Source organism: Methanocorpusculum labreanum Z, from assembly GCF_000015765.1.
Classification (GTDB): domain Archaea; phylum Halobacteriota; class Methanomicrobia; order Methanomicrobiales; family Methanocorpusculaceae; genus Methanocorpusculum; species Methanocorpusculum labreanum.
Genome location: NC_008942.1, coordinates 1,635,020 through 1,653,927 on the forward strand (window position 1 = coordinate 1,635,020; position 18,908 = coordinate 1,653,927).

An 18,908-nucleotide genomic window follows, 5' to 3' on the forward strand; every position below is an offset into this window, starting at 1 on the left:
TGCATACGTGCACAGCATCTTAAAATATATAAATTTACATACAATTTGATGCAAATAATTAATATTAAATATCTGCAGAACCCATCTTTTCTTGTAAGTCATCCGGCTTACGCACCAATCACCAAAGGACGTGATCAAGATAGCACAGATATTCTCGCTCTATGTCGGAGAAGTCGACAGAAAAACCTTCGAAGCCTTCTCCAGAAAGTATCCAAGACCGCACACATCGAAAATGATCCTCGGTCTCATGAGAAAACACCTAAACGACCACGGAGAACCTGATGCCTGACTACAAAGTCTACATCCCCGAAGCAAAAGCCGGCCTTCTCTACCAGTACAAAGAACAGTTCGGCAAAGACGCCTCGCCCATGATCGTCGGATTCATGGAACAAAGCGTTATCCAAACGCCGAAGATCCGTGAAAACCCCGAGGAAACGACCCGCTTCATTTACGAAATCTACTTCGGCGACATCGAAAACGAACGCGAATTCTCCGACCTCCTTGGAGGCAGGGAAAACATGAAAGCAGCACTCCTCAATCGGACGGCTGAACTCTGCAGAAAATACCCGGCTCTCTACCCGGAAGTCATCGCCCAGCTGAACAAAGACCATCCAAACCTTGCAAAAATCACAGGAATTACACAATGAGACAGAACAGAAAGAAACAAACCACAAGTAGCGAAACCATTCGCGAAAAACATGCCTGCCCGATGACCGTCGCGAAACAGAATCAGGGAACAGGCAACAACAGATTCGACCCGAAAACACAAAAATCCACCGGGCCGGAGATCCACATCGTCACCGGGTTCTCGTATGCCGCCACCCCGGGCCTTTATTCCCATCTCGAACATTTCGACCCGGTAGAACGCACCGTTTTCAGCGCGATCTTAAACGACGCACACTACGACATCGCCCAGACGATTCTCTCGATCCTCGCTGCAAAGGGCGTCGCCGTTTCTTCGCTGGACGGAGAATCCCTCCGGGTGACGATCCGGTTCCTCAAAAACATCCCGGAGGCACCATGACCCAGGAACATAAACCCTGCCTGGGTCTCCGGCTCGCCGACCGGGTGATCCTCTCGCGGGTCCTTGCCGGGACCTGGAGAGTCGACGGGGAAAACGGCGAGATCATCTCGCGAAATACAGGAAAGCCCCTGAGCTTTTCCCGTAAGAACAACGGGTATCGTTCGATTCGGGCCAAGTATAAGGGGTTCATGGTGGACATCACGAAACACCGGGCCGTCTACATCGGCGGGACCTGCAGAACGATGGACGATCTTCCGGTCGATCTGAACCTCCATATTGACCACATCAACGGGAACATCGATGACTGCCGGCTCGCAAACCTCCGGCTGATTCCGTGCTGGGACAACAACCACCCGCAGTCGGGGCGAAAACTGCGGATATTCACGGACGAGCAGGTTGGAGAGATCCGACGACGATACGCAAAGGGCGAACCCCCGCGGATCCTTGCGGTGGATTTTGGTGTGGCCAGGAGCACGATTCACCGGATCGTTTCCCGGCGGAGCTATGCGGAGGTGGGTCTGTGAGTGGGAGTGAACCCGGGACAGAATACCTGCGAAGGATCAAATTCTCCTGCCCGGTCTGCCTGAACTCGGTTACGGAAAAGGTCTGGGTCGAGGATACACGCGATCTGAAACAGGCGGTTCAGAACTGCCCGGTCTGCGGGTCGCCGACGATGCGGATCGATTCGCCGGACGATGATATCCAGTTCTTCGCCTATCTGGATATGCGAAGGACGATTCACGAGCGGATGGCTGAGCAGATGGAGGATACGTATGACTATCTGTGATGCTGACGGGATCCGGGAGATTCTGGAGACGGCGTTTCCCTGCCCGGAGGAGGAGTATGCGGATGCGTTTTTCTGCCAGGAGATGACGAAGGTCCTGGAGGAACTCGCGGGTTTCTATGCGACCCGGTTTTCGGAGACGGTCGAGGAGATCAAAGCAGGCGGTCTCGAGTCTACGGAGTTTGTTCTCCGGGTGGAGGAGCGGCGGAGTAAGATGGTGAATGTGCCGCTGCTTCGCGAGGAGATGCCGGATCTGTTTGCGGAGCTGGCGTTTGTTTCCGCCGCGAATGCGTCGAAGCTTCTGTCGAAGAGGTTCATCTATGATGCGACGAAGAAGCTGATCAAGGATCGGATCACGAAGTATGAGGAGGTGAATGTGAAGGAGCTTGAGGCACGGCTGCCGGAACCGGAGTATTCGCGGTATGTTTCGGATAAGCTGATCTCGGAGAAGTATGTGATCGAGGTGAAGTCGTGAAGGATACTGCCGACGAGGGAGGAACGAACCGATGAAGCACTGGTATGATTTTCCCGAACTGCTGGATCGAACGAAGCTGAAGGAACTGGTGGATGCAGGGCTGAGTGTCCGGGAGCTGTCGATTAGGGCGGGGTGTTCACGGCAGTGCGTGGAGACAGCTTTGAAGCGGCACGGGCTTGCGGCGAAGGGGCAGCGGGGGGTGATGCCGCGGTTTATCAATAGGGGAGGGGAGTAGAATCCCTATTTTTTCTTTTTTTTAGCTGAGCAATCTTTGATTTGCGAGCGAAGCGAAGCGGAGAGCGAACCGCAGGTTTGCGAGCGTGCTTTGGTTTCGTGTAAGGCTGGGTATTGATACATGAGATAAAACCCACCGCGAATCTCCGCGAATCCTCGCGAATCGCATTTTCCTTACGTTCGGATGCTCTGCTCCGGCTGATCGCCTGCGCAGGAATCGCACCCTCACTTGAAAAATGCTATCGGAAAAACCCGCGTGCGGGTTTTTCTTTTTGGGGTAAATCATATATAATTTAGAATGAAGAAAAAAAGGATCATGGATCTTATTGTGGAAAAACCGGAGATTCTCTATCCTGATGAAGTTCACAAAATAATCGGCTGCGCTATGACCGTCTATAATATTCTGGGACGCGGGTTTCTGGAAGCCGTATATCATGATGCTCTGGAAGTTGAACTGGAATTACAGGGAATTCCCTTTGAACACAAGAAACATCTGAATATTTTTTATAAAGGCGTGAAACTGCCGAGTTACTATCAGGCAGATGTGGTCTGTTATGATAAGATCATCCTTGAACTGAAAACTGAGACAGAGTTGGTTAAAGAGGATGAGGCACAGCTCATCAATTATCTGAAAGCAACCGGAATCAAACTTGGAATTCTCATCAATTTTGGAAAACGGCGAAAACTCGAGTGGCAGCGGGTCGTATATTCCGATGAACGATATCTGAATAATGCAAATATTCCAATAGAGTGAAAGAAAAACCCGCACGCGGGTTTTTCCGATAGCATTTTTCCAGACGGCGTGCGATTCCTGCGCAGGCGATCAGCCGGAGCAGAGCACGCAGGCGCAAGAAAAATGCGATTCGCGTTAATTCGCGGAGATTCGCGGTTAAATGATATCATGCTTCCGCGTCTTACCATACACGAAATCGAAGTAAATTCCAAAAAAATACAGAGAAATCAAGACATTTCCCCCGCGTTATATCTTCTTTTACCCCCTATAATCCTATAGCATGTGTGAAACGGCACGTGAATTCCGATCAACGATCTCCTCCAAATAGGACAGAAAAAACCACGTGCGTTTTGCATGTGTCTAATCGTTGAGAGTCGATGACTCGACTAACCCGGTCGCAGGTTCCATATTTCTTTGGACCCTGCCGGATGGTTTGACGATCATCAGATGCCTTCGGTGACCTCGACGGGTCGCAAACCTCCGGTTTGCTCCTCGCTTCGACCGCCGTGGGCGGTCTCAGCGGATCACCTCCACCATGACAGCAGATTTCATTCAGACAGCAATCTCGAAGTCCGCAAAGCGGATCTTCACCGCAGAGTTTACGAACGCCGCCGCGTATGATGCGATCGTCGCAGAAATTACCGGCGTGGAAAATCCCCTCGGCCTTGCCGAAGTCGAACTCGGGAAGGAGATCTACAAGACCTATGTCGGCTACTTCGACCCGAACACCAGCGAAATGAACGGCAAGGTTCAGGTCACGGCATATACCCGGGCCGAGTATGCCGCGGCAATCACCGCCCTCACCGGCAGTGCGGATCTCAAGACCGCATTCGGGAACGGCGGTACCGCAGAGACCACCGAGATCGGTACCGAAGCAACGTGGAACGTCCGCATTTCCGCGAAGCTTGGGACCGACACCTTCCAGATCAGCCTGAACCGCGATTCGATGACCGTCTCCGGCTATGCCGACGACGCCACCCTTGCAGCAGTTGACGCCTGGGCAGACACCAAGCCGGCCCTGAACTAACGGGAGGCGGAGATGCAGATCTCCCGCCGGCTCAGGAAGCTGATCCTTGTGTTCCTCGGGTTTCTCATCATGCTTTTTGGGAAGCTTGTAGAAGGGGCGAGGTGAGCCGAGAAGCGAGGGTCGTAGACCCGAGTCGGAGAGCAAACCAAAGGTTTGCGAACAGGCTCGCCCTCAGCGGAGCAAGTTTTCGAAGGAAACTTGCGACTGTGGGTTGGACGCTGAAAGCGGACGACCTCAACTGAGGCGGGTTGCCCCAAAGGGGCGGCCATAGCTGAGCAAGTTTTCGAAGGAAACTTGCGATCAAATCTCTGATTTGCGAGTTTCCTCACAGGTCAGAGATAATTTCACCTCTGCCTGCGGGGTACTTTTGTGGTGATGGAAGTTAGAGTGAATAAACGCGTTGACACATATTTGTGCATTTTTCCGCTCCGATATTTAACACCCAGCAAATAAATGCCCCTTCTTTTAAGAACATTTCCATAAATTAAAGATTGATGGGATCTTATATGCTCACTATGGACTTTCTAGATAAATTACGTGCTACAAAATCTATTTATTTACCATCAGAGGAAGAAAAAAATAAAATGAAAGGAGATATGTTTGAAATATACGTTGAGAGCCTTTTTGATAAAAGATATTTCGTAACCGAAGAATGGACGTCAGACATCTACAATAAACGCAATGGCTCATATGTTGAGTCAAACAAAAATCCGGATATGGTTATCCGATATAATCCAACCGGGGAACGATTTGCCGTGGAATGTAAATATCGGTCCGATTTTACCTATTCTGAAAAGATTGATGATAATTGTGTGAAATGGTCGTATCCAGAACAAATTTACAGGTATAACGAGTTTCAGCAGATAAGACAGATTCCAGTATTTATTGTCATAGGTATTGGAAATGGAAGTGACATTCGGAAAAAAGAGATTCCGGAATTCATGTTCTGCATACCATTAAGCAAGGCAAAATATCCTGAGATCTTCCCCTCTGTTTTGCAGCAGTATGAAAGAAATCCTTGCAGTAACTTTTTCTGGAAATCCGGGATATTGACGTAATACCCCCATATTATAGATATCACATATTTTTCTCCAATTGGAGTTGCGCGGTGCTAGCGTCAATCCAATTCGGGATGGAGGGTGACCGAGTGCGGACACATGAGAAATTCCACCGCGAATAATCGCGAATAAACACGAATCGCATTTTCCTTACGCTGTCTTCTTGTCCTCGTCGCTTCACTCCTCGGCCGCGTTCCTATGCTCCGCCTTATCGGCTTCGCATGGCCGGAACGCCAGCGTGGAAAGTCCACGAGCTTTAAGCTCGTGAGACGTCTCAAGAGCCTTTGGCTCTTGGACAAATGCTGGAAAACCCGCGTCGCGGGTTTTCTACCGAGAGAATTGTGATATTTTTGTAATTACGAGGATTTGACCCTCTTTAAAGAAAACCCGCGACGCGGGTTTTCCAGCATTTTTCGTTTCGCCGTCCCGGCCACGCGGAGCCGATAAGGCGGAGCGTAGGGACGCGACCGAAGGTCAAGAAGGCGAAACAGGAAAAATGCGATTCGCGGAGATTCGCGATTATTCGCGGTGGGATATCTTATAGTTCCAAAGAATCCCTTACACGAATTCAACGTACGCTCCCGCACCCGAAAATCCACAACAACACAGATTCACCGAATCAAACCGCACATCCGATAAATCTCTTCGATAACAGGCCCCTTTTCTCTATCCATCTCTAGTATTTTTCCCATATTTTTCCATATTGAAAATAGGAAACACCACCTATTTCGTCAAAAATATTCCCGGCTGGAAAATGCAAAAAAAAGATATTCATGTTTCGCAGCAGGCATATCCTCCTGTGCGAAACGACCCAATGACCCTTGGACGTGAACGATTGAATTTACTCGAGGTAATCCTTCGGAGTCGGGATCTGTTCTTTGAGACCCTTTCTCTTTCTGATACCCATAACGATCTCGGAAAGCATTCCCTGGGGAACAGCGGAGAAACCTGCGAACTCGGTAGACCACATAGCGCGGCCTTCGGTTGCTGAACGGATATCGCCCGCGAAACCAAAGAGCTCGGCAACCGGTGCCTCACCGTTAACCACGATCTGGTCACCCTCGGACTCGGTCGTGGACAGCTGACCGCGGCGTCCCTGGATCTGGGAAATGGCAGCTCCCATCTGATCCTGCGGAACGGTGATCTGGATCTTCTGCATCGGTTCAAGCAGCGTGTCGCCGGCCATAAGAAGAGCCGCCTTCATACCGCCGCGAACTGCCGGAATGACCTGTCCCGGACCACGGTGGATAGCATCCTCGTGAAGCTTCACATCGTGCAGCTTGATCAGAACATTCTGAACCTGCTCGTCAGCGAGCGGTCCGCCGTCGAGTGCCTCGTGAATACCGTCGATGATCAGTTCCATCGTTTCATTCAGGTACTGAATACCTTTCGTGCAGTCGATGAACATGTTCGAGCCGTAGATATCCTTCACGGACTTGGCTTCATCCTTGTCCATGCCAAGTGCGACAAGCGCATCACGGCGGGCAATGTTGTCCATGTTCATGGAGATCTCGTTCGACTGGATCGCATTAAGAATGGCTTCCGGCATCGGCTCGACAGACATAAAGAATCTGTTGTGTCTGTTTGGAGACTTACCTTCGACAGTACCCTCAAGCGGCTTGGAAACCGTCTCACGGTACACAACGATCGGCGGGGACGTAACGATCTCTACACCCTTATCTCTCTTGATACGGCCGGTAACGACCTCAAGGTGGAGTTCGCCCATACCGGCGATAAGGTGCTCGCCCGTCTCTTCATTGATGTTGATACGAACGGTCGGATCCTCTTTACCTACCTGGTGAAGAACTTCGATGAGTTTTGGAAGATCCTTCATGTTCTTTGCTTCGACCGCGACGGTCATAACAGGCTCGGAGTAGTGCTTGAGGGATTCGAACGGCGTCATATCCTTAAGGGACGTAACGGTTGAACCGACGATAGCATCGCTGAGACCAGTGACTGCCGCAATGTTTCCGGCAACGATCTTATCTACTTCAACACGGGTCGGACCCATGAAGATACCGACACCCTGAAGTCTGTTCGGCTTACCTGCAGTACCGGAGATAAAGACCTCCTGACCGCGGGAAAGGGTTCCCGAGAATAAACGACCGGTTGCGACCTCTCCTGCGTGTTTATCGAAGGAGATATCGGTGATCATCATAGCGACCGGACCGTTTGAATCGCAGGCGTACATTGCCTTTCCGATCGGTGACTCAACATCGCCGTGCCAGATGATGTGGCATCTCTTACCCTGTGCCTGGAGCGGGTTCGGGAGGAAGGTTACGACCATATCGAGAAGGACTGCGTGAAGCGGGGATGCCTTTGCAAGGTACTTCGAGTCGCCCTCGTTACACTTGTCGATAACGGTCTGGAGCGTGACGCCGGACTTCTTCATGTAGGGGATCGAAATTGCCCAGTTGTAAAGAGCGGATCCGAATGCGACGTTTCCTTTCATTGCATCGAGTTTCCAGCCGCCGTTGGTGTAGAGATCCTCGTTCATGCCTTTGATAAGCTTGTTGACCTTGTCAATAACTTTTCCAAGGCGGATCATCATTTCCTGCGGGTTGACCTTCAGTTCGTTGATAAGTCTGTCGACCTTGTTGATGAACAGGACCGGGTGAACACCCTCTTTGAGTGCCTGACGAAGAACGGTCTCCGTCTGGGGCATCGGACCTTCGACTGCGTCCACAACGACGACTGCGCCGTCGACTGCACGCATTGCACGGGTAACATCTCCGCCGAAGTCGACGTGGCCGGGAGTATCGATCATGTTGATAAGATACTCGTGGTCGCCGACTTTGTGGACCATGGATACGTTCGATGCATCAATGGTGATACCGCGTGCCTGCTCTTCCTCATCCGAGTCCATCCAGCAGGCTTTACCGGATAGTTCCTCGCTGATCATTCCTGCGCCGGCAAGAAGGTTATCTGAAAGGGTGGTCTTTCCGTGGTCAATGTGCGCTACGATACCGATATTACGGATGTGCTCGGGATCATTCATGAGCTCCGTAATTCGTTCTACCATCTTTTTTCCGCGTGACATAAAACACCTTTTTTAAAAAAGAATATATGGGGGGATCACCGTGCGGATTTTGCAATCCGTTCGACTTCTTCCTTCTTTCCAACAGAGAAGCATTTTGCATCGCCTTTTGCCGCCATGATGAGTTCATCGGCGAGCACAAGATATGCCGGCTTCTTTGTTTTGTGCGAACCTTTCCAGGTTGCAAGAGCAATGTATCTGAGAGCCGTGTTGACGCGGCGGATCGGGGCCGAGTCGACGGACTTTGGAACGTTGATACCGCCGTACTTCAGACGAACGGTCTCTTCGCGGGGTCCTGCATTGGCTACGGCGTCGACAAGGACCTGAAGCGGGTTCTGCTTGGTCTTCTTGTTGATGACATCGAACGCGTCCATGACCATCTTGGTGCACATCATCTTCTTACCGGTGTTGTACTCCTGCTGCATGAGACGGTTGATGAGTCTTTCGACGATCGCCATTTCGCTCTTGGTAAACTGCTGCTGGGTAAGTCTGCCGCAGCTGCTTGGAACTTCGGTTGAGGTGATAGTGACGTATCTGACCATGCCGGCGTCTTTGACGACGACTTCGCTCATATCCCACTTGTTAAAGAGAAGGATCTTGCTGGTTGCTGCTTCTTCGGTCATACTATTTACCTTCTTGCTTTCTCGGCACGTCCGATAACAAGTTCGTTAAGTGAGACGCCGTTGACGCCGCTTACAACGAAACGGACACCGGGGATATCACCCATTGAACGGCCTGCACGACCACCGATACCACAAATGGTAACTTCGTCGTGTTCATCAATGAAGTTGATGGCACCGTCGCCGACCGCGAAGGCGGTGACCTGGCGGCCGTTTTTGATCAGCTGAACACGGACACATTTTCTGATTGCCGAGTTCGGCTGTTTTGCTTCCACACCGACCTTTTCAAGAACGATTGCGCGTCCGATTGGTGCTCCCTCGAGGGGATCTGCTTTCAGTTTCAGTTTAAGTGCTCTGCGCGAGTAAACTGAGTCGCTCCACCGGAATTTCTTTGCGGTGCGAACGAGATTTCTAGCTGCGAATTTTCCCTGTCCCATGAAGTTTCCTCATTGGTTTGGATTATATTGTGAATGGACCCGCCCGAATAACGGGAGGGATGGTTCGGGATCCTGCATAGAAGAACCCAAACACCTGCTGACAGACCATGCCAAACATGGATACGGTCTTCTCAGCGTGTTCCTATACTTATGAGCGGGGAGTGATAATAATACTAATGGGCACTCTCAGAGAGAGCAAAAAACAGCAGTTTTGTCGATAAATTTTGGAAAGGCCAACTTTCAATCAGCACATTTATATATTACATTTCAGGAATCGGTTTCGCGGGTGAAGACAGCAGGCACCCCCACATCACCGCAGACTGCGGGCGAGCAACGGGAAAAATGCGTGCCCTCGCGGAATGCCGATGAGCCTCGAGGAAGAGTATTATGGTCTTCAAGGCAAAACAGTACACTAATGGTTACCCGGATCTATAAAGAAACCCACTTCGATGCATCCCACCGTCTGATGCATTACGAAGGCAAATGTTCCAGGCTGCATGGTCACCGCTGGAGTGTTGAGGTCTGGATGGATGGAACGCCCGACGAAAAATCACGGATCCTGCTTGATTACAATATCATCAAAAACATCATCAACGTCTACGATCATCAGGTCGTTTTGAATAAAGACGATCCGATGGTGGAGGCCCTTTCCCGATTCCAGACACCGGTTCTTACAAACGGCGACCCGACAAGCGAACTTCTGGCAGAAGATATTCGCGAACGGCTCAACACGTTCTGCAGAGAGCATGATCTGAGCGCCCGGGTCGCAAAACTGCGGGTATGGGAGTCGGAAGGCTGCTATGCCGAGGTCTTTGCAGAATGAGAGTCACCGAAACGTTTGTGAGTCTGCAGGGAGAAGGCGAAAGACAGGGTATGCCCTGTTTTTTCCTCAGGCTTTCGGGCTGTAATCTCCGATGCGCCTGGTGCGACACCGAATACTCGTTCGAGAAAGGGACCGACAGAAGCGTGGATGAACTCGTGAAAGAGATCGCGGACTCCGGTCTTTCCTATGTCTGCGTGACGGGAGGCGAACCCCTTCTCCAGAAAGAGGAGCTGATTCCCCTTCTGGAGATCCTTGCGGCCGCTGATATCCATGTGGATATCGAAACGAACGGTACGATCCCGTTCGACGATGTTTCGGCGTATGCGTCCATTTGTATGGATGTGAAGTGCCCTTCTTCCGGGGAGATGAGCGATCTGTCGCTTTTGTCGGCCCTTACGGAAAACGACTGTGTGAAATTCGTGATCGGCGACGAGGCGGATTATCTGTATATGGTCGAGGTCCTCGCCGCCCATAAACCGAAAGCCCCGGTCTGTATCACGCCCGTATTCGGCACGGATACGAAGTGGCTCGTTGAAACGATCATAGCTGAACGTCTGCCGGTCAGATTCCAGCTTCAGCTGCATAAAGTGGTGAATGTACAATGAAAAAAGCAGTATGCCTCCTTTCAGGAGGAATGGACTCCACGACTCTTGCCTTTGTTGCAAAGAAGATGGGGTATGATATTCTGGCCCTTCACGTGAATTACGGTCAGAGAACGGAAAGAAAAGAACTTGAAGCTGCAAAGAAGGTAGCAGACGTCCTTGGCGTGGTGGAATTTCTGGAGATTTCTCTGGATTACTTCAAGAAGTTTGGAGCGAGCAGTCTGACCGATATGAACATCGAAGTGGAAGCCGGCGTGCTTGGCAGAGCGGATAATCCGAATACGTATGTGCCGTTCAGAAATGGGAATCTGATTTCGATCGCGACGTCCTACTGCGAATCGCGTGACGGCGAGGCGATTTTCATCGGCGTCCAGTCAGGCGACCACACAGGATATCCGGACTGTACTCCCCGGTTCATCGAGGCGATGCAGCATGCCATTTATGTCGGGACCCAGACGGAAAAGTCGATTGAACTGCTGACTCCTTTTGTTATGATGAACAAGACCGATATCCTGAAGGAAGGGATGGAATTGTGCGTTCCGTATGAGCATACCTGGTCCTGTTATTCGGAGAACGATGAGGCTTGCGGGGTATGTTCATCCTGTCTTGCACGGCTGAAGGCTTTTGCCGACCTCGGGATGGAAGATCCGATCCCCTATAAAAAATAATTTTTGAAATCAGGCTTCTGCGGTGTACTCTCAACCGAAAAAAATGACGCACTTATGAGATGTACTTCGATTTCGTGTACGGCATTAGTGCAGACGTAAGAAAAAAACCAACCGCGAATCTCCGCGAATTAACGCGAATCGCATTTTCCTTACGTTCGGGTTCTCTGCTCCGGCTGATGCGTGCAAATCGAAGATTTGCACGCATCAGCCGGAGCAGAGCACGACGGCGCAAGAAAAATGCGATTCGCGAAGATTGGCGGAGATTCGCGGTTAAATAATCTCTTGTCTCGACACCCAGCCATACCCCTCCCGAATTGGATTGGGTGAGACCCTCGTAACTCCCATTAAAAAAACGCTCTTTTTTCTACGGAAAATTCGCTCGAAAAATAAAAGAAAAAAAAGGATTACTCTGCGGTTTCCTTTTTCGGCCGCTCGGGTTTCACATACGTGATCTCGTAGGTCTCGACGCCCCGCTCCGTCGGGGTCGCGGACTTCGCGTATTCCCGTTCCATCGAGAGAACATCGAACTTACACACATCAACACAGTTCCCGCACATAACACAGCGGAACCGGTCGAGTGTCCAGATCTTTTCGGCCCGCTGAACGGTGATCGCCTGCGAAGGACACCGTTTCATACACATCATGCATGACGTGCACTTCGACGGATCGAAGACCAGATGACCCCGTGTCCCCTCGAAATTTTCCAGCGGAGTATACGGGAACGTCGTCGTCGCAGGCTTGTCGAAGAACTGTTTCAGGATCGTTTTAAGCATCTTCATGACGTTTCACCTCTCCATACAGCCGATACACGGATCGATCGTCAAAACGATCTGCGGGACATCGGCAAGTTCACAGCCTGCAAGGATCGACACCAGCGGCGGGATATTCGTCAGAGTCGGCGTTCTCACGCGGAACTGTGCAAGATTCTTGGTTCCGTTCCCTTTCAGGTAATGGATGACTTCGCCTCTGGGCTGCTCGGAGCGGCTGAAGTATTCTCCGTCGGGAGTGCCCTTCACGGCTGTGAAAACTTCGCCGTCCGGCATATCGGTGATCACCCGGCGGATGATCTCCACCGACTGGAAAAGTTCCCTGCATCTGACCGCACAGCGGGCGTATCCGTCGCCGCCTTTTTCAACGACCGGTTTGAACCCGATATCGCCGTAGGCGAGATAGCCGGTAGACCGGGCATCCAGCTCAAGACCGCTGCCTCGGCCGGTCGGACCGACCGCTCCAAGATAATAGGCATCCTCTTTTGAGAGAACGCCTTTGCCGATCAGACGTTTGGTCAGGGTATAATCATTCAGGAACACGTTCGTGAGATCCTTCATCTCATCCTCGATCTCGTCGAGCCGGTCATCCATATCCGAAAGGAAGGAGTTTGAAACATCCCGGTGGACACCGCCAACCTTACGCCCTGAATCACCCGACCGCCGGTCGTTGCTTCAAGCTCGTCCAGGATCGATTCGCGGATCTTCCATGCCTGATAAAACAGACTCTCGAACCCGAGCGAGTCGGCAAACAAGCCGAGCCACAGAAGGTGACTGTGGATACGCGAGTACTCGCCCCACATCGTCCTAAGATACGTTGCCCGGGGAGGGACCTGAACACCCATCAGACCTTCAATGCCCTGGCAAAAGGTCGAGGAGTGCGTGAAACTGCAGATACCGCAGATACGCTCCGCGAGAAACACAAAGTCCTGATACTCCCGGCGGTCAACCAGGCTCTCGAGACCGCGGTGAACATACCCGATCGACGGGATCGCCGAAACGACATGCTCGTCTTCCACGACCAGATCCAGATGGATCGGCTCGGGAAGCACGGGGTGCTGGGGTCCAAACGGGATCACCGTCTGTCTGCCGGTCATTCTTTATCCTCCTTAACGACGGTCACCGTAGGCGCCGGCTGCTCCTTCTTTTTGAACGGATAAGGAACGGATGTTTTGATGAACGTTCCGCCGAAATCCAGAGACATCCCTTCAAACGTAAACCCATACAGATCGTGGATCTCGTTTTCGTACACGAATGCCCCGCCGTAGGATGACCCGATCGACGGGATCGTCATCCCTTCGGCAGCGGTAATGCGGTAATGCCGAAGATCCGCCTCCTTTTCGAATGAGTAGGTGATATAGTAGCCTTCGTCGGCCGGCGTGCAGGTAATGACAACCAGCCGGTAGCCGCCGGATCTCATGGTGCCGGCGGTTTTCTGCACATCGGCAGCCTGTATTGGGTCGATTTTCATATTCATTTTTTTGCCTCCAGAGCTGCACGTTTCTCTTCCAGAACGCCGAGAGCCTTGACAATTCCCTCGATAAGCGCCTCGGGACGGACGGAACATCCGGGAACATACACATCCACCGGGATGATCGTATCAACGCCGCCGGAAATATTATAGCAGTCGCGGAAAACACCGCCGCTCGATGCGCAGATTCCGACCGCGACCACTACTTTCGGTTCGGGGATCTGGTCGTAGAGATTTTTCAGAACAACTTTGTTCTGTTCGTTCACCCCGCCCGTTACCACAAAGATATCGGCGTGCGCAGGGTTTCCGGTATTGATGATCCCAAACCGCTCGACGTCGTACACCGGCGTTAAGGCGGCAAGGATCTCGATATCGCATCCATTACAGCTGGACGCATTGTAATGGAGAAGCCAGGGGGATTTTGATGCCGAACTCATAATAACATACCTCCAAAGATACCGAGTATGACAATGTTTCCAACACCAAAGACGAGGGTGATGATCCACAGACTCTTGACCGTCATCTTCCAGGTCACACGCGGGAAGACATTATCGATGACGATTTCCAGAAGGAACGCGAGAACGATCGCAATTGCGGAAAGTCCCGGATAATTGGCAAAGAAGATGAGAATCATGGAAAGGAAGATCATCATCTCGTACCAGTGGGCGATCTCGACTTTGGCAAGGCTCCTGCCCGAAAGCGAGGTGGTCACGCCTTTCACCAGTTCCTGATGGGCATGGTGCGAGGTCGAGATATCGAACGGCGATTTTCTCAGTTTGAGCGTCAGGACCGCAATCAGAGCAATGAACACACCGGGAAGATAAACGATTCCTGGTACATCCAGAGTCAGCATATGGAATGTCTCGAAACTTCCGCTGACCATATAGAATCCTACGGCAAGCAGGATCAGGATCGGTTCGGCGATCATAACGCCGAGAAGTTCACGTTCCGCCCCTATGTTGGAGAACGGAGCGTTCGCGGCATACGCGGCAAGGATCAGGAAGGTGTGGGCGAGTGCGAGCGAGAAGACGACAAACAGGAAACTGCCCCCGGTCGCGTACATCATTCCGGTAAATACGATCAGGAGTAAGTATGCCGTCGTGAAGATGATCTCGACAGGATTGGAGAACGCCTTCTCCTTATGCCAGAGTTTGGCCACATCGTAGAACGGCTGAAGGAACGGCGGGCCGACCCTTGACTGGAAACGGGCAGTCAGTACCCGGTCGCATCCGGTAAGAAGGCCGCCGAAGATCGGGGCAAGTATCAGAAAGGCCACCGCCCCTACAAGAAACATTATATCCATATCATCACCCCCATAAATCCGAGAACAAGCATCACGATGAGAAGGATTCCCGAGATAACCCAGGAGGGTTTGAGAAGCACGTTCTCACCGCAGTATTCTTCGAGATAATAGTTCGAGGCCTTCGCCTCTTTGTAGACGCCAAGGGAGCCGAGGAACCTGCCTTCCGTATCGACCGCACGGCCGCCAAGATAAGGCGGAATGGGTCTGCCTTCTTTGGATCCGAGGAAAGCCCCGATCACAAGGAAGACGAGAATTGCCGCCATGAGACCAAGCATGACCAGGGTATCGAAGAAGAATAATCCGTTATTCGGCTGATAGAAGTACGGGTGAATCCTGTCGAGATACGGAATGATCACGCCGGAGATGATCGCCGGGAACCCGAGACAGCAGGCAACCACGAGAATCCCCATGACGATGACCGAAATTTTTTCGGAGAAGTGCAGGGTGATCTTTTCTGCCGGCGGTCTGTTCATTCTCATGAACAGTTTTCCGAGCCATTTGGTCCAGAAGAATATGGTAAACGCACTTCCAAAGGCAAGAAGAGATGCGAAGACGCATCCAAACGGAGCGGTGATGAAGGCTTCCAGAGCTATCCACTTGGAAATGAGCATACCAAACGGCGCAAGATACATGCCGCAGATACCAATGACCATCATCGTTGCCAAGAGCGGGAGACGGACCAGAAGTCCGTCCATATCCTCGATGTCCCGGCTGCCGATCTTGTGTTCGACTGCGCCGACGCAAAGGAAGAGCAGCGCCTTGGCGACCGCATGGAAGATGATCAAAAGGATAGCCGCTTCGATAGCCTCTGCCGTGCCTATACCGGCACATGCGGTGATCAGACCGAGATTGGCGATCGTGGAGTAGGCAAGAACTTTCTTCGCATTACTCTGCGAGATTGCCAGAGCCGAGGTCACAAGGAAGGTGAATGCCCCGATCAAAGCAAGGAAGATACCAACCCAGGTCTGCGAGAAGAGCGGGGCGAAAAGGACCAGAAGGTAGACGCCGGCCTTGACCATGGTACTTGAGTGGAGCAGGGCGGAGACCGGTGTCGGAGCGACCATTGCCCCCGTAAGCCAGGTGGAAAACGGCATCTGAGCTGCCTTGGTCAATCCCGCGACGGCGATCAATGCCAGAGGTATCGTGAGAAGAGAGACGTTCGGGAAGTTGAGCAGGTTGTTTACCGAGAGAAGACTTACCGGCGAATTGATGCGAAGCAGGAAGAATATCGCCAGGGTAAAGCATATCCCGCCGATCAGGTTCATCCACACGGCACGGAACGCATTTTTCACTGCTTCGGGGGTGCGGGAGTACCCGATCAGAAGGAAGGAGCAGAGCGTGGTTATTTCCCAGGCGCACAAAACCCACATCAGATTGTTCGAGAGAACCAGCCCGAACATTGCCGAGAGGAAGATGAACATCACGGCAAAGAAGTAGCGTTTCCTCACCGGAACACCGATCTGGTGTTCATGATAATCCTTCATGTAGCCAAGAGCATAGACGCAGATCAGCGTTCCGATTATTCCGATGATAAGAACCATGATCGCGGAAAGACTGCTGACCGTGAACGTTTTTATTGCATGGGGTCCGGTAACACCGAAGAGTTCGAGGATCACGATAAGGATGAGCTGGATCCCGGAAAGAATGAGCGGAAGTATTTTCCGATATTTTATGGACAGTCCCAGAATTATGAGGGCAATTGCCAGGTCGACGATGAATAACAGAATGCCGATCCATTCGGTATTCTCAAGGGTCACAGATACGGGAGCAAGGAATGCTTTCCAAGCGAGGAAGATGGACGTCCCGATAATAATGACCGAAGTTATGCCTACGAGGATATTGCGGACAAGATCCGGTTTGAAGACCGCTAAGAGTGCAGCGGCGCAAACAGGAACGAGCAGCAATATCAGTATGGCAATGAGTTCCGGCGGGTACATTGATATCACTTGTTGAAAGTATGGGCATTCATCATTATTAATCATTCTAATCATCCCGGGGATGATTCAACATTTTCGGTGCGGATACTAGGCCCCGATACAGAAAAACATGAGGAAATATTCAAGAATACCTCCAAAATATTCGAATACACCCCCGCAATTTGAACATGCACCCGTCTTTTGCCCGGCGGTGCGGATACGAAAACAGCCGGGGTATTCGCCGGGAAGAGCTGGTAATTCCCTAACCCATGGGATGAGGGACGGACATTTCCTTGAAAAATGCTCAAAGAATTCCATCAATGCGGCCGAAACTGCGCGCCCGCACAGGTATGAAGAAAAAAAAGATTAGATATCCGGAACGAATTTGGTTCCGTAATGGATGATCCCGTCCGAACCTTCGCGGTCCAGAACACGGAAGACGGACTTGACCGGCATACCGATGCGGACCTCGTCGGGTTCGCAGACGAGATGGGAGGTGACCCTTGTTCCTTCTTCGAGCTCAATGATCGCGAGAACGTACGGTTTCAGTGCGGAGAACTGATCGCTTGCTGCGGAGAGGACCGAGTAAGTCAGAACCTTTCCTTTCCCGGAGAACTGGCAGGGGACAATTTTTCCATCCCGGCGGCAGTGCGGACAGATTGCTCTTGGCGGGAAGAATACATCCCCGCAGATATCGCATTTCGTTCCGACCATATTGTATCTCTGGGGAATCTCTCTCCAGAATCGTGCTACGGTCATCTCAGGCCCTCCCGAAGATGTGCGATACAACGGTTGCGCCGGTTCCTCCGACGTTCTGGGTCATACCTATTTCTGCTCCTTCGACCTGACGTTTGCCGCCTTCGCCGCGAAGCTGCTGGACGACTTCCCAGATCTGTTTGATACCGGTGGCTCCGACCGGGTGGCCGCATGCCTTGAGACCTCCGGACGTGTTTACCGGAAGCTTTCCGCCAAGCTGGGTCTCGCCCTGCTCGGTGAATTTGCCGGCAGTTCCCTTCGGAACGAAGCCGAGATCCTCGATCGCACAAAGTTCGGCGATCGTGAAACAGTCGTGAACTTCAACGAAGTCGATGTCCTTTCGTTCGAGTTTTGCCTGACGGAACGCGGAGTTTCCTGCGGCGACCGTGGCACCCATCGTGGAAAAGTCCGGGCGGTCGTGTAAAGCGATCGTATCGCCGGCCTGGGCTGAGGCAAGGACCTTGATCGGCGTGTCGGTAAACTCCCGTGCTTTTTCAAGCGGGCAGACGACAACGACCGCGGCACCGTCGGAAACGGGCGAGCAGTCGAAGAGCCTAAGCGGGGAGGCAACGAGCGTTGAGTTCATCACCGTAGCCTGGGTGATCTCGTTCTGGAACTGCGCATACGGGTTTCTTGCTCCGTGGAAGTGGTTTTTCACCGCAACCTGGGCAAGCTGCTCGCGGGTCAGTCCGTATTTGTGCATGTAGTCGCAGGCGATCATCGCATACAGACCGGGGAAAGTTGCTCCTGCAAAGCTTTCCCACTCTCTGTCAGCGGCTCCGGCAAGGACATCCGTCGAATCGCCGACATCAGTCATCTTCTCGACACCTGCCGCGATAACGACATCGGACATGCCGGAAGAAACTGCTGCTACGGCCTGACGGAAGGCAAGGCCTCCGGAGGCACAGGCAGCTTCAACACGGGTAGCCGGGGTGTGGAGGTCTCCGCCGAGTCCTACGTAATCGGCAACGAGTGCCCCGACATGTTCCTGACCGACGAATCTTCCGGCGGACATCGAACCGACGAACAATGCATCGATCTGTTCGCCCGCCACATTTGCATCTTCAAGTGCGGCGATTCCTGCTTCTGTACACAGATCACGGAAAGATGTGTCCCATCTTTCTCCGAATTTCGTGATTCCTGCACCTATTACTGCTACATCTCTCATGATAC

Annotated in this window: 23 protein-coding genes and 1 pseudogene; 13 read left to right on the top strand and 11 right to left on the bottom strand. The window is 51.9% G+C overall.

The window, feature by feature from the left end; all coding sequences use genetic code 11:
• Positions 1-130 precede the first annotated feature (130 nt).
• The 10 genes from MLAB_RS09905 (at position 131) to MLAB_RS08525 (ending at position 5,335) form a co-directional block, all read left to right on the top strand.
• Positions 131-289, top strand: a complete 159-nt coding sequence (locus tag MLAB_RS09905; RefSeq protein ID WP_187146119.1) for a hypothetical protein — start codon at positions 131-133, stop codon at positions 287-289.
• Positions 282-647, top strand: a complete 366-nt coding sequence (locus tag MLAB_RS08485) for a hypothetical protein (protein ID WP_011833970.1) — start codon at positions 282-284, stop codon at positions 645-647. The genes MLAB_RS09905 and MLAB_RS08485 overlap by 8 nt, the downstream gene beginning before the upstream one ends.
• Positions 644-1,024 carry a hypothetical protein gene (locus MLAB_RS08490; RefSeq protein ID WP_011833971.1) on the top strand — a complete coding sequence of 127 codons (381 nt, stop codon included), beginning with the start codon at positions 644-646 and terminating at the stop codon, positions 1,022-1,024. Before MLAB_RS08485 ends, MLAB_RS08490 begins: the two co-directional genes overlap by 4 nt.
• The gene (locus MLAB_RS08495) at positions 1,021-1,548 is read left to right on the top strand and encodes a hypothetical protein (protein ID WP_011833972.1); all 528 of its coding nucleotides are present in this window, start codon (positions 1,021-1,023) and stop codon (positions 1,546-1,548) included. The genes MLAB_RS08490 and MLAB_RS08495 overlap by 4 nt, the downstream gene beginning before the upstream one ends.
• Positions 1,545-1,811 carry a hypothetical protein gene (locus MLAB_RS08500; RefSeq protein ID WP_011833973.1) on the top strand — a complete coding sequence of 89 codons (267 nt, stop codon included), beginning with the start codon at positions 1,545-1,547 and terminating at the stop codon, positions 1,809-1,811. Before MLAB_RS08495 ends, MLAB_RS08500 begins: the two co-directional genes overlap by 4 nt.
• Positions 1,798-2,283, top strand: coding sequence for a hypothetical protein (locus MLAB_RS08505; RefSeq protein WP_011833974.1), 486 nt, complete (start codon positions 1,798-1,800; stop codon positions 2,281-2,283). The genes MLAB_RS08500 and MLAB_RS08505 overlap by 14 nt, the downstream gene beginning before the upstream one ends.
• Before the next feature lie 31 nt (positions 2,284-2,314).
• Positions 2,315-2,518, top strand: a complete 204-nt coding sequence (locus MLAB_RS08510) for a hypothetical protein (protein WP_048062126.1) — start codon at positions 2,315-2,317, stop codon at positions 2,516-2,518.
• A 315-nt stretch (positions 2,519-2,833) separates the two neighbouring features.
• Entirely contained in the window at positions 2,834-3,271 is a 438-nt protein-coding gene (locus MLAB_RS08515; protein WP_048062316.1) for a GxxExxY protein, read from the top strand.
• Positions 3,272-3,785: 514 nt separating this feature from the next.
• Positions 3,786-4,277 carry a hypothetical protein gene (locus MLAB_RS08520; RefSeq protein WP_011833976.1) on the top strand — a complete coding sequence of 164 codons (492 nt, stop codon included), beginning with the start codon at positions 3,786-3,788 and terminating at the stop codon, positions 4,275-4,277.
• A 515-nt stretch (positions 4,278-4,792) separates the two neighbouring features.
• Complete coding sequence (locus tag MLAB_RS08525) at positions 4,793-5,335, top strand: hypothetical protein (RefSeq protein ID WP_048062127.1); 543 nt, start codon at positions 4,793-4,795, stop codon at positions 5,333-5,335.
• Positions 5,336-6,176: 841 nt separating this feature from the next.
• Here the strand turns inward: MLAB_RS08525 and MLAB_RS08530 are convergent.
• The 3 genes from MLAB_RS08530 to MLAB_RS08540 are packed head-to-tail and all read right to left on the bottom strand — an operon-like array spanning position 6,177 to position 9,429.
• Positions 6,177-8,375: an elongation factor EF-2 gene (locus tag MLAB_RS08530; RefSeq protein ID WP_011833978.1), complete on the bottom strand. Its 2,199-nt coding sequence runs from the start codon at positions 8,373-8,375 to the stop codon at positions 6,177-6,179.
• Between the two features lie 35 nt (positions 8,376-8,410).
• Complete coding sequence (locus MLAB_RS08535; RefSeq protein ID WP_011833979.1) at positions 8,411-8,995, bottom strand: 30S ribosomal protein S7; 585 nt, start codon at positions 8,993-8,995, stop codon at positions 8,411-8,413.
• A 5-nt stretch (positions 8,996-9,000) separates the two neighbouring features.
• Complete coding sequence (locus MLAB_RS08540; RefSeq protein WP_011833980.1) at positions 9,001-9,429, bottom strand: 30S ribosomal protein S12; 429 nt, start codon at positions 9,427-9,429, stop codon at positions 9,001-9,003.
• Positions 9,430-9,844: 415 nt separating this feature from the next.
• On the opposite strand from MLAB_RS08540, the gene MLAB_RS08545 reads away from it, so the two are divergent.
• Genes MLAB_RS08545 through queC form a run of 3 tightly spaced genes read left to right on the top strand, consistent with a single transcriptional unit; the run spans position 9,845 to position 11,522 of the window.
• A complete protein-coding gene (locus tag MLAB_RS08545) occupies positions 9,845-10,252 on the top strand; it encodes a 6-carboxytetrahydropterin synthase (RefSeq protein WP_011833981.1) in 408 nt (135 codons plus the stop codon).
• Positions 10,249-10,857, top strand: coding sequence for a 7-carboxy-7-deazaguanine synthase QueE (locus tag MLAB_RS08550; RefSeq protein ID WP_011833982.1), 609 nt, complete (start codon positions 10,249-10,251; stop codon positions 10,855-10,857). The genes MLAB_RS08545 and MLAB_RS08550 overlap by 4 nt, the downstream gene beginning before the upstream one ends.
• Entirely contained in the window at positions 10,854-11,522 is a 669-nt protein-coding gene (gene queC / locus MLAB_RS08555) for a 7-cyano-7-deazaguanine synthase QueC (RefSeq protein WP_011833983.1), read from the top strand. Before MLAB_RS08550 ends, queC begins: the two co-directional genes overlap by 4 nt.
• 404 nt (positions 11,523-11,926) lie before the next feature.
• On the opposite strand, the gene MLAB_RS08560 is transcribed toward queC, so the two are convergent.
• From MLAB_RS08560 to MLAB_RS08595, 8 genes and pseudogenes are all read right to left on the bottom strand, one after another.
• Positions 11,927-12,301 (bottom strand): 4Fe-4S dicluster domain-containing protein, encoded by a 375-nt coding sequence (locus tag MLAB_RS08560; protein ID WP_011833984.1) that lies wholly within the window; start codon positions 12,299-12,301, stop codon positions 11,927-11,929.
• 6 nt (positions 12,302-12,307) lie between these two features.
• Positions 12,308-13,386: pseudogene (locus tag MLAB_RS10075) on the bottom strand (hydrogenase large subunit).
• Positions 13,383-13,766, bottom strand: coding sequence for an NADH-quinone oxidoreductase subunit C (locus tag MLAB_RS08570; protein ID WP_011833985.1), 384 nt, complete (start codon positions 13,764-13,766; stop codon positions 13,383-13,385). Before MLAB_RS08570 ends, MLAB_RS10075 begins: the two are co-directional and overlap by 4 nt.
• Positions 13,763-14,197 carry an NADH-quinone oxidoreductase subunit B family protein gene (locus MLAB_RS08575; protein WP_011833986.1) on the bottom strand — a complete coding sequence of 145 codons (435 nt, stop codon included), beginning with the start codon at positions 14,195-14,197 and terminating at the stop codon, positions 13,763-13,765. The genes MLAB_RS08570 and MLAB_RS08575 overlap by 4 nt, the downstream gene beginning before the upstream one ends.
• Positions 14,194-15,063, bottom strand: a complete 870-nt coding sequence (locus MLAB_RS08580; RefSeq protein ID WP_011833987.1) for an NADH-quinone oxidoreductase subunit H — start codon at positions 15,061-15,063, stop codon at positions 14,194-14,196. Before MLAB_RS08580 ends, MLAB_RS08575 begins: the two co-directional genes overlap by 4 nt.
• Entirely contained in the window at positions 15,054-17,000 is a 1,947-nt protein-coding gene (locus MLAB_RS08585) for an NADH-quinone oxidoreductase subunit 5 family protein (RefSeq protein ID WP_048062128.1), read from the bottom strand. Before MLAB_RS08585 ends, MLAB_RS08580 begins: the two co-directional genes overlap by 10 nt.
• A 345-nt stretch (positions 17,001-17,345) precedes the next feature.
• The gene (locus MLAB_RS08590; protein ID WP_011833989.1) at positions 17,346-17,738 is read right to left on the bottom strand and encodes a Zn-ribbon domain-containing OB-fold protein; all 393 of its coding nucleotides are present in this window, start codon (positions 17,736-17,738) and stop codon (positions 17,346-17,348) included.
• Position 17,739: 1 nt separating this feature from the next.
• Positions 17,740-18,903 carry a thiolase domain-containing protein gene (locus MLAB_RS08595; protein WP_011833990.1) on the bottom strand — a complete coding sequence of 388 codons (1,164 nt, stop codon included), beginning with the start codon at positions 18,901-18,903 and terminating at the stop codon, positions 17,740-17,742.
• Between the last annotated feature and the right edge of the window lie 5 nt (positions 18,904-18,908).

Excerpts from the sequence above, each read along its gene's own strand:
- MLAB_RS08485 (WP_011833970.1), top strand. The coding sequence starts at position 282 with ATGCCTGACTACAAAGTCTACATCCCCGAAGCAAAAGCCGGCCTTCTC.
- MLAB_RS08490 (WP_011833971.1), top strand. The coding sequence starts at position 644 with ATGAGACAGAACAGAAAGAAACAAACCACAAGTAGCGAAACCATTCGC.
- MLAB_RS08495 (WP_011833972.1), top strand. The coding sequence starts at position 1,021 with ATGACCCAGGAACATAAACCCTGCCTGGGTCTCCGGCTCGCCGACCGG.
- MLAB_RS08505 (WP_011833974.1), top strand. The coding sequence starts at position 1,798 with ATGACTATCTGTGATGCTGACGGGATCCGGGAGATTCTGGAGACGGCG.
- MLAB_RS08510 (WP_048062126.1), top strand. The coding sequence starts at position 2,315 with ATGAAGCACTGGTATGATTTTCCCGAACTGCTGGATCGAACGAAGCTG.
- MLAB_RS08515 (WP_048062316.1), top strand. The coding sequence starts at position 2,834 with ATGGATCTTATTGTGGAAAAACCGGAGATTCTCTATCCTGATGAAGTT.
- MLAB_RS08520 (WP_011833976.1), top strand. The coding sequence starts at position 3,786 with ATGACAGCAGATTTCATTCAGACAGCAATCTCGAAGTCCGCAAAGCGG.
- MLAB_RS08525 (WP_048062127.1), top strand. The coding sequence starts at position 4,793 with ATGGACTTTCTAGATAAATTACGTGCTACAAAATCTATTTATTTACCA.
- MLAB_RS08530 (WP_011833978.1), bottom strand. The coding sequence starts at position 8,375 with ATGTCACGCGGAAAAAAGATGGTAGAACGAATTACGGAGCTCATGAAT.
- MLAB_RS08535 (WP_011833979.1), bottom strand. The coding sequence starts at position 8,995 with ATGACCGAAGAAGCAGCAACCAGCAAGATCCTTCTCTTTAACAAGTGG.
- MLAB_RS08540 (WP_011833980.1), bottom strand. The coding sequence starts at position 9,429 with ATGGGACAGGGAAAATTCGCAGCTAGAAATCTCGTTCGCACCGCAAAG.
- MLAB_RS08545 (WP_011833981.1), top strand. The coding sequence starts at position 9,845 with ATGGTTACCCGGATCTATAAAGAAACCCACTTCGATGCATCCCACCGT.
- MLAB_RS08550 (WP_011833982.1), top strand. The coding sequence starts at position 10,249 with ATGAGAGTCACCGAAACGTTTGTGAGTCTGCAGGGAGAAGGCGAAAGA.
- queC (WP_011833983.1), top strand. The coding sequence starts at position 10,854 with ATGAAAAAAGCAGTATGCCTCCTTTCAGGAGGAATGGACTCCACGACT.
- MLAB_RS08560 (WP_011833984.1), bottom strand. The coding sequence starts at position 12,301 with ATGAAGATGCTTAAAACGATCCTGAAACAGTTCTTCGACAAGCCTGCG.
- MLAB_RS08570 (WP_011833985.1), bottom strand. The coding sequence starts at position 13,766 with ATGAATATGAAAATCGACCCAATACAGGCTGCCGATGTGCAGAAAACC.
- MLAB_RS08575 (WP_011833986.1), bottom strand. The coding sequence starts at position 14,197 with ATGAGTTCGGCATCAAAATCCCCCTGGCTTCTCCATTACAATGCGTCC.
- MLAB_RS08580 (WP_011833987.1), bottom strand. The coding sequence starts at position 15,063 with ATGGATATAATGTTTCTTGTAGGGGCGGTGGCCTTTCTGATACTTGCC.
- MLAB_RS08585 (WP_048062128.1), bottom strand. The coding sequence starts at position 17,000 with ATGTACCCGCCGGAACTCATTGCCATACTGATATTGCTGCTCGTTCCT.
- MLAB_RS08590 (WP_011833989.1), bottom strand. The coding sequence starts at position 17,738 with ATGACCGTAGCACGATTCTGGAGAGAGATTCCCCAGAGATACAATATG.
- MLAB_RS08595 (WP_011833990.1), bottom strand. The coding sequence starts at position 18,903 with ATGAGAGATGTAGCAGTAATAGGTGCAGGAATCACGAAATTCGGAGAA.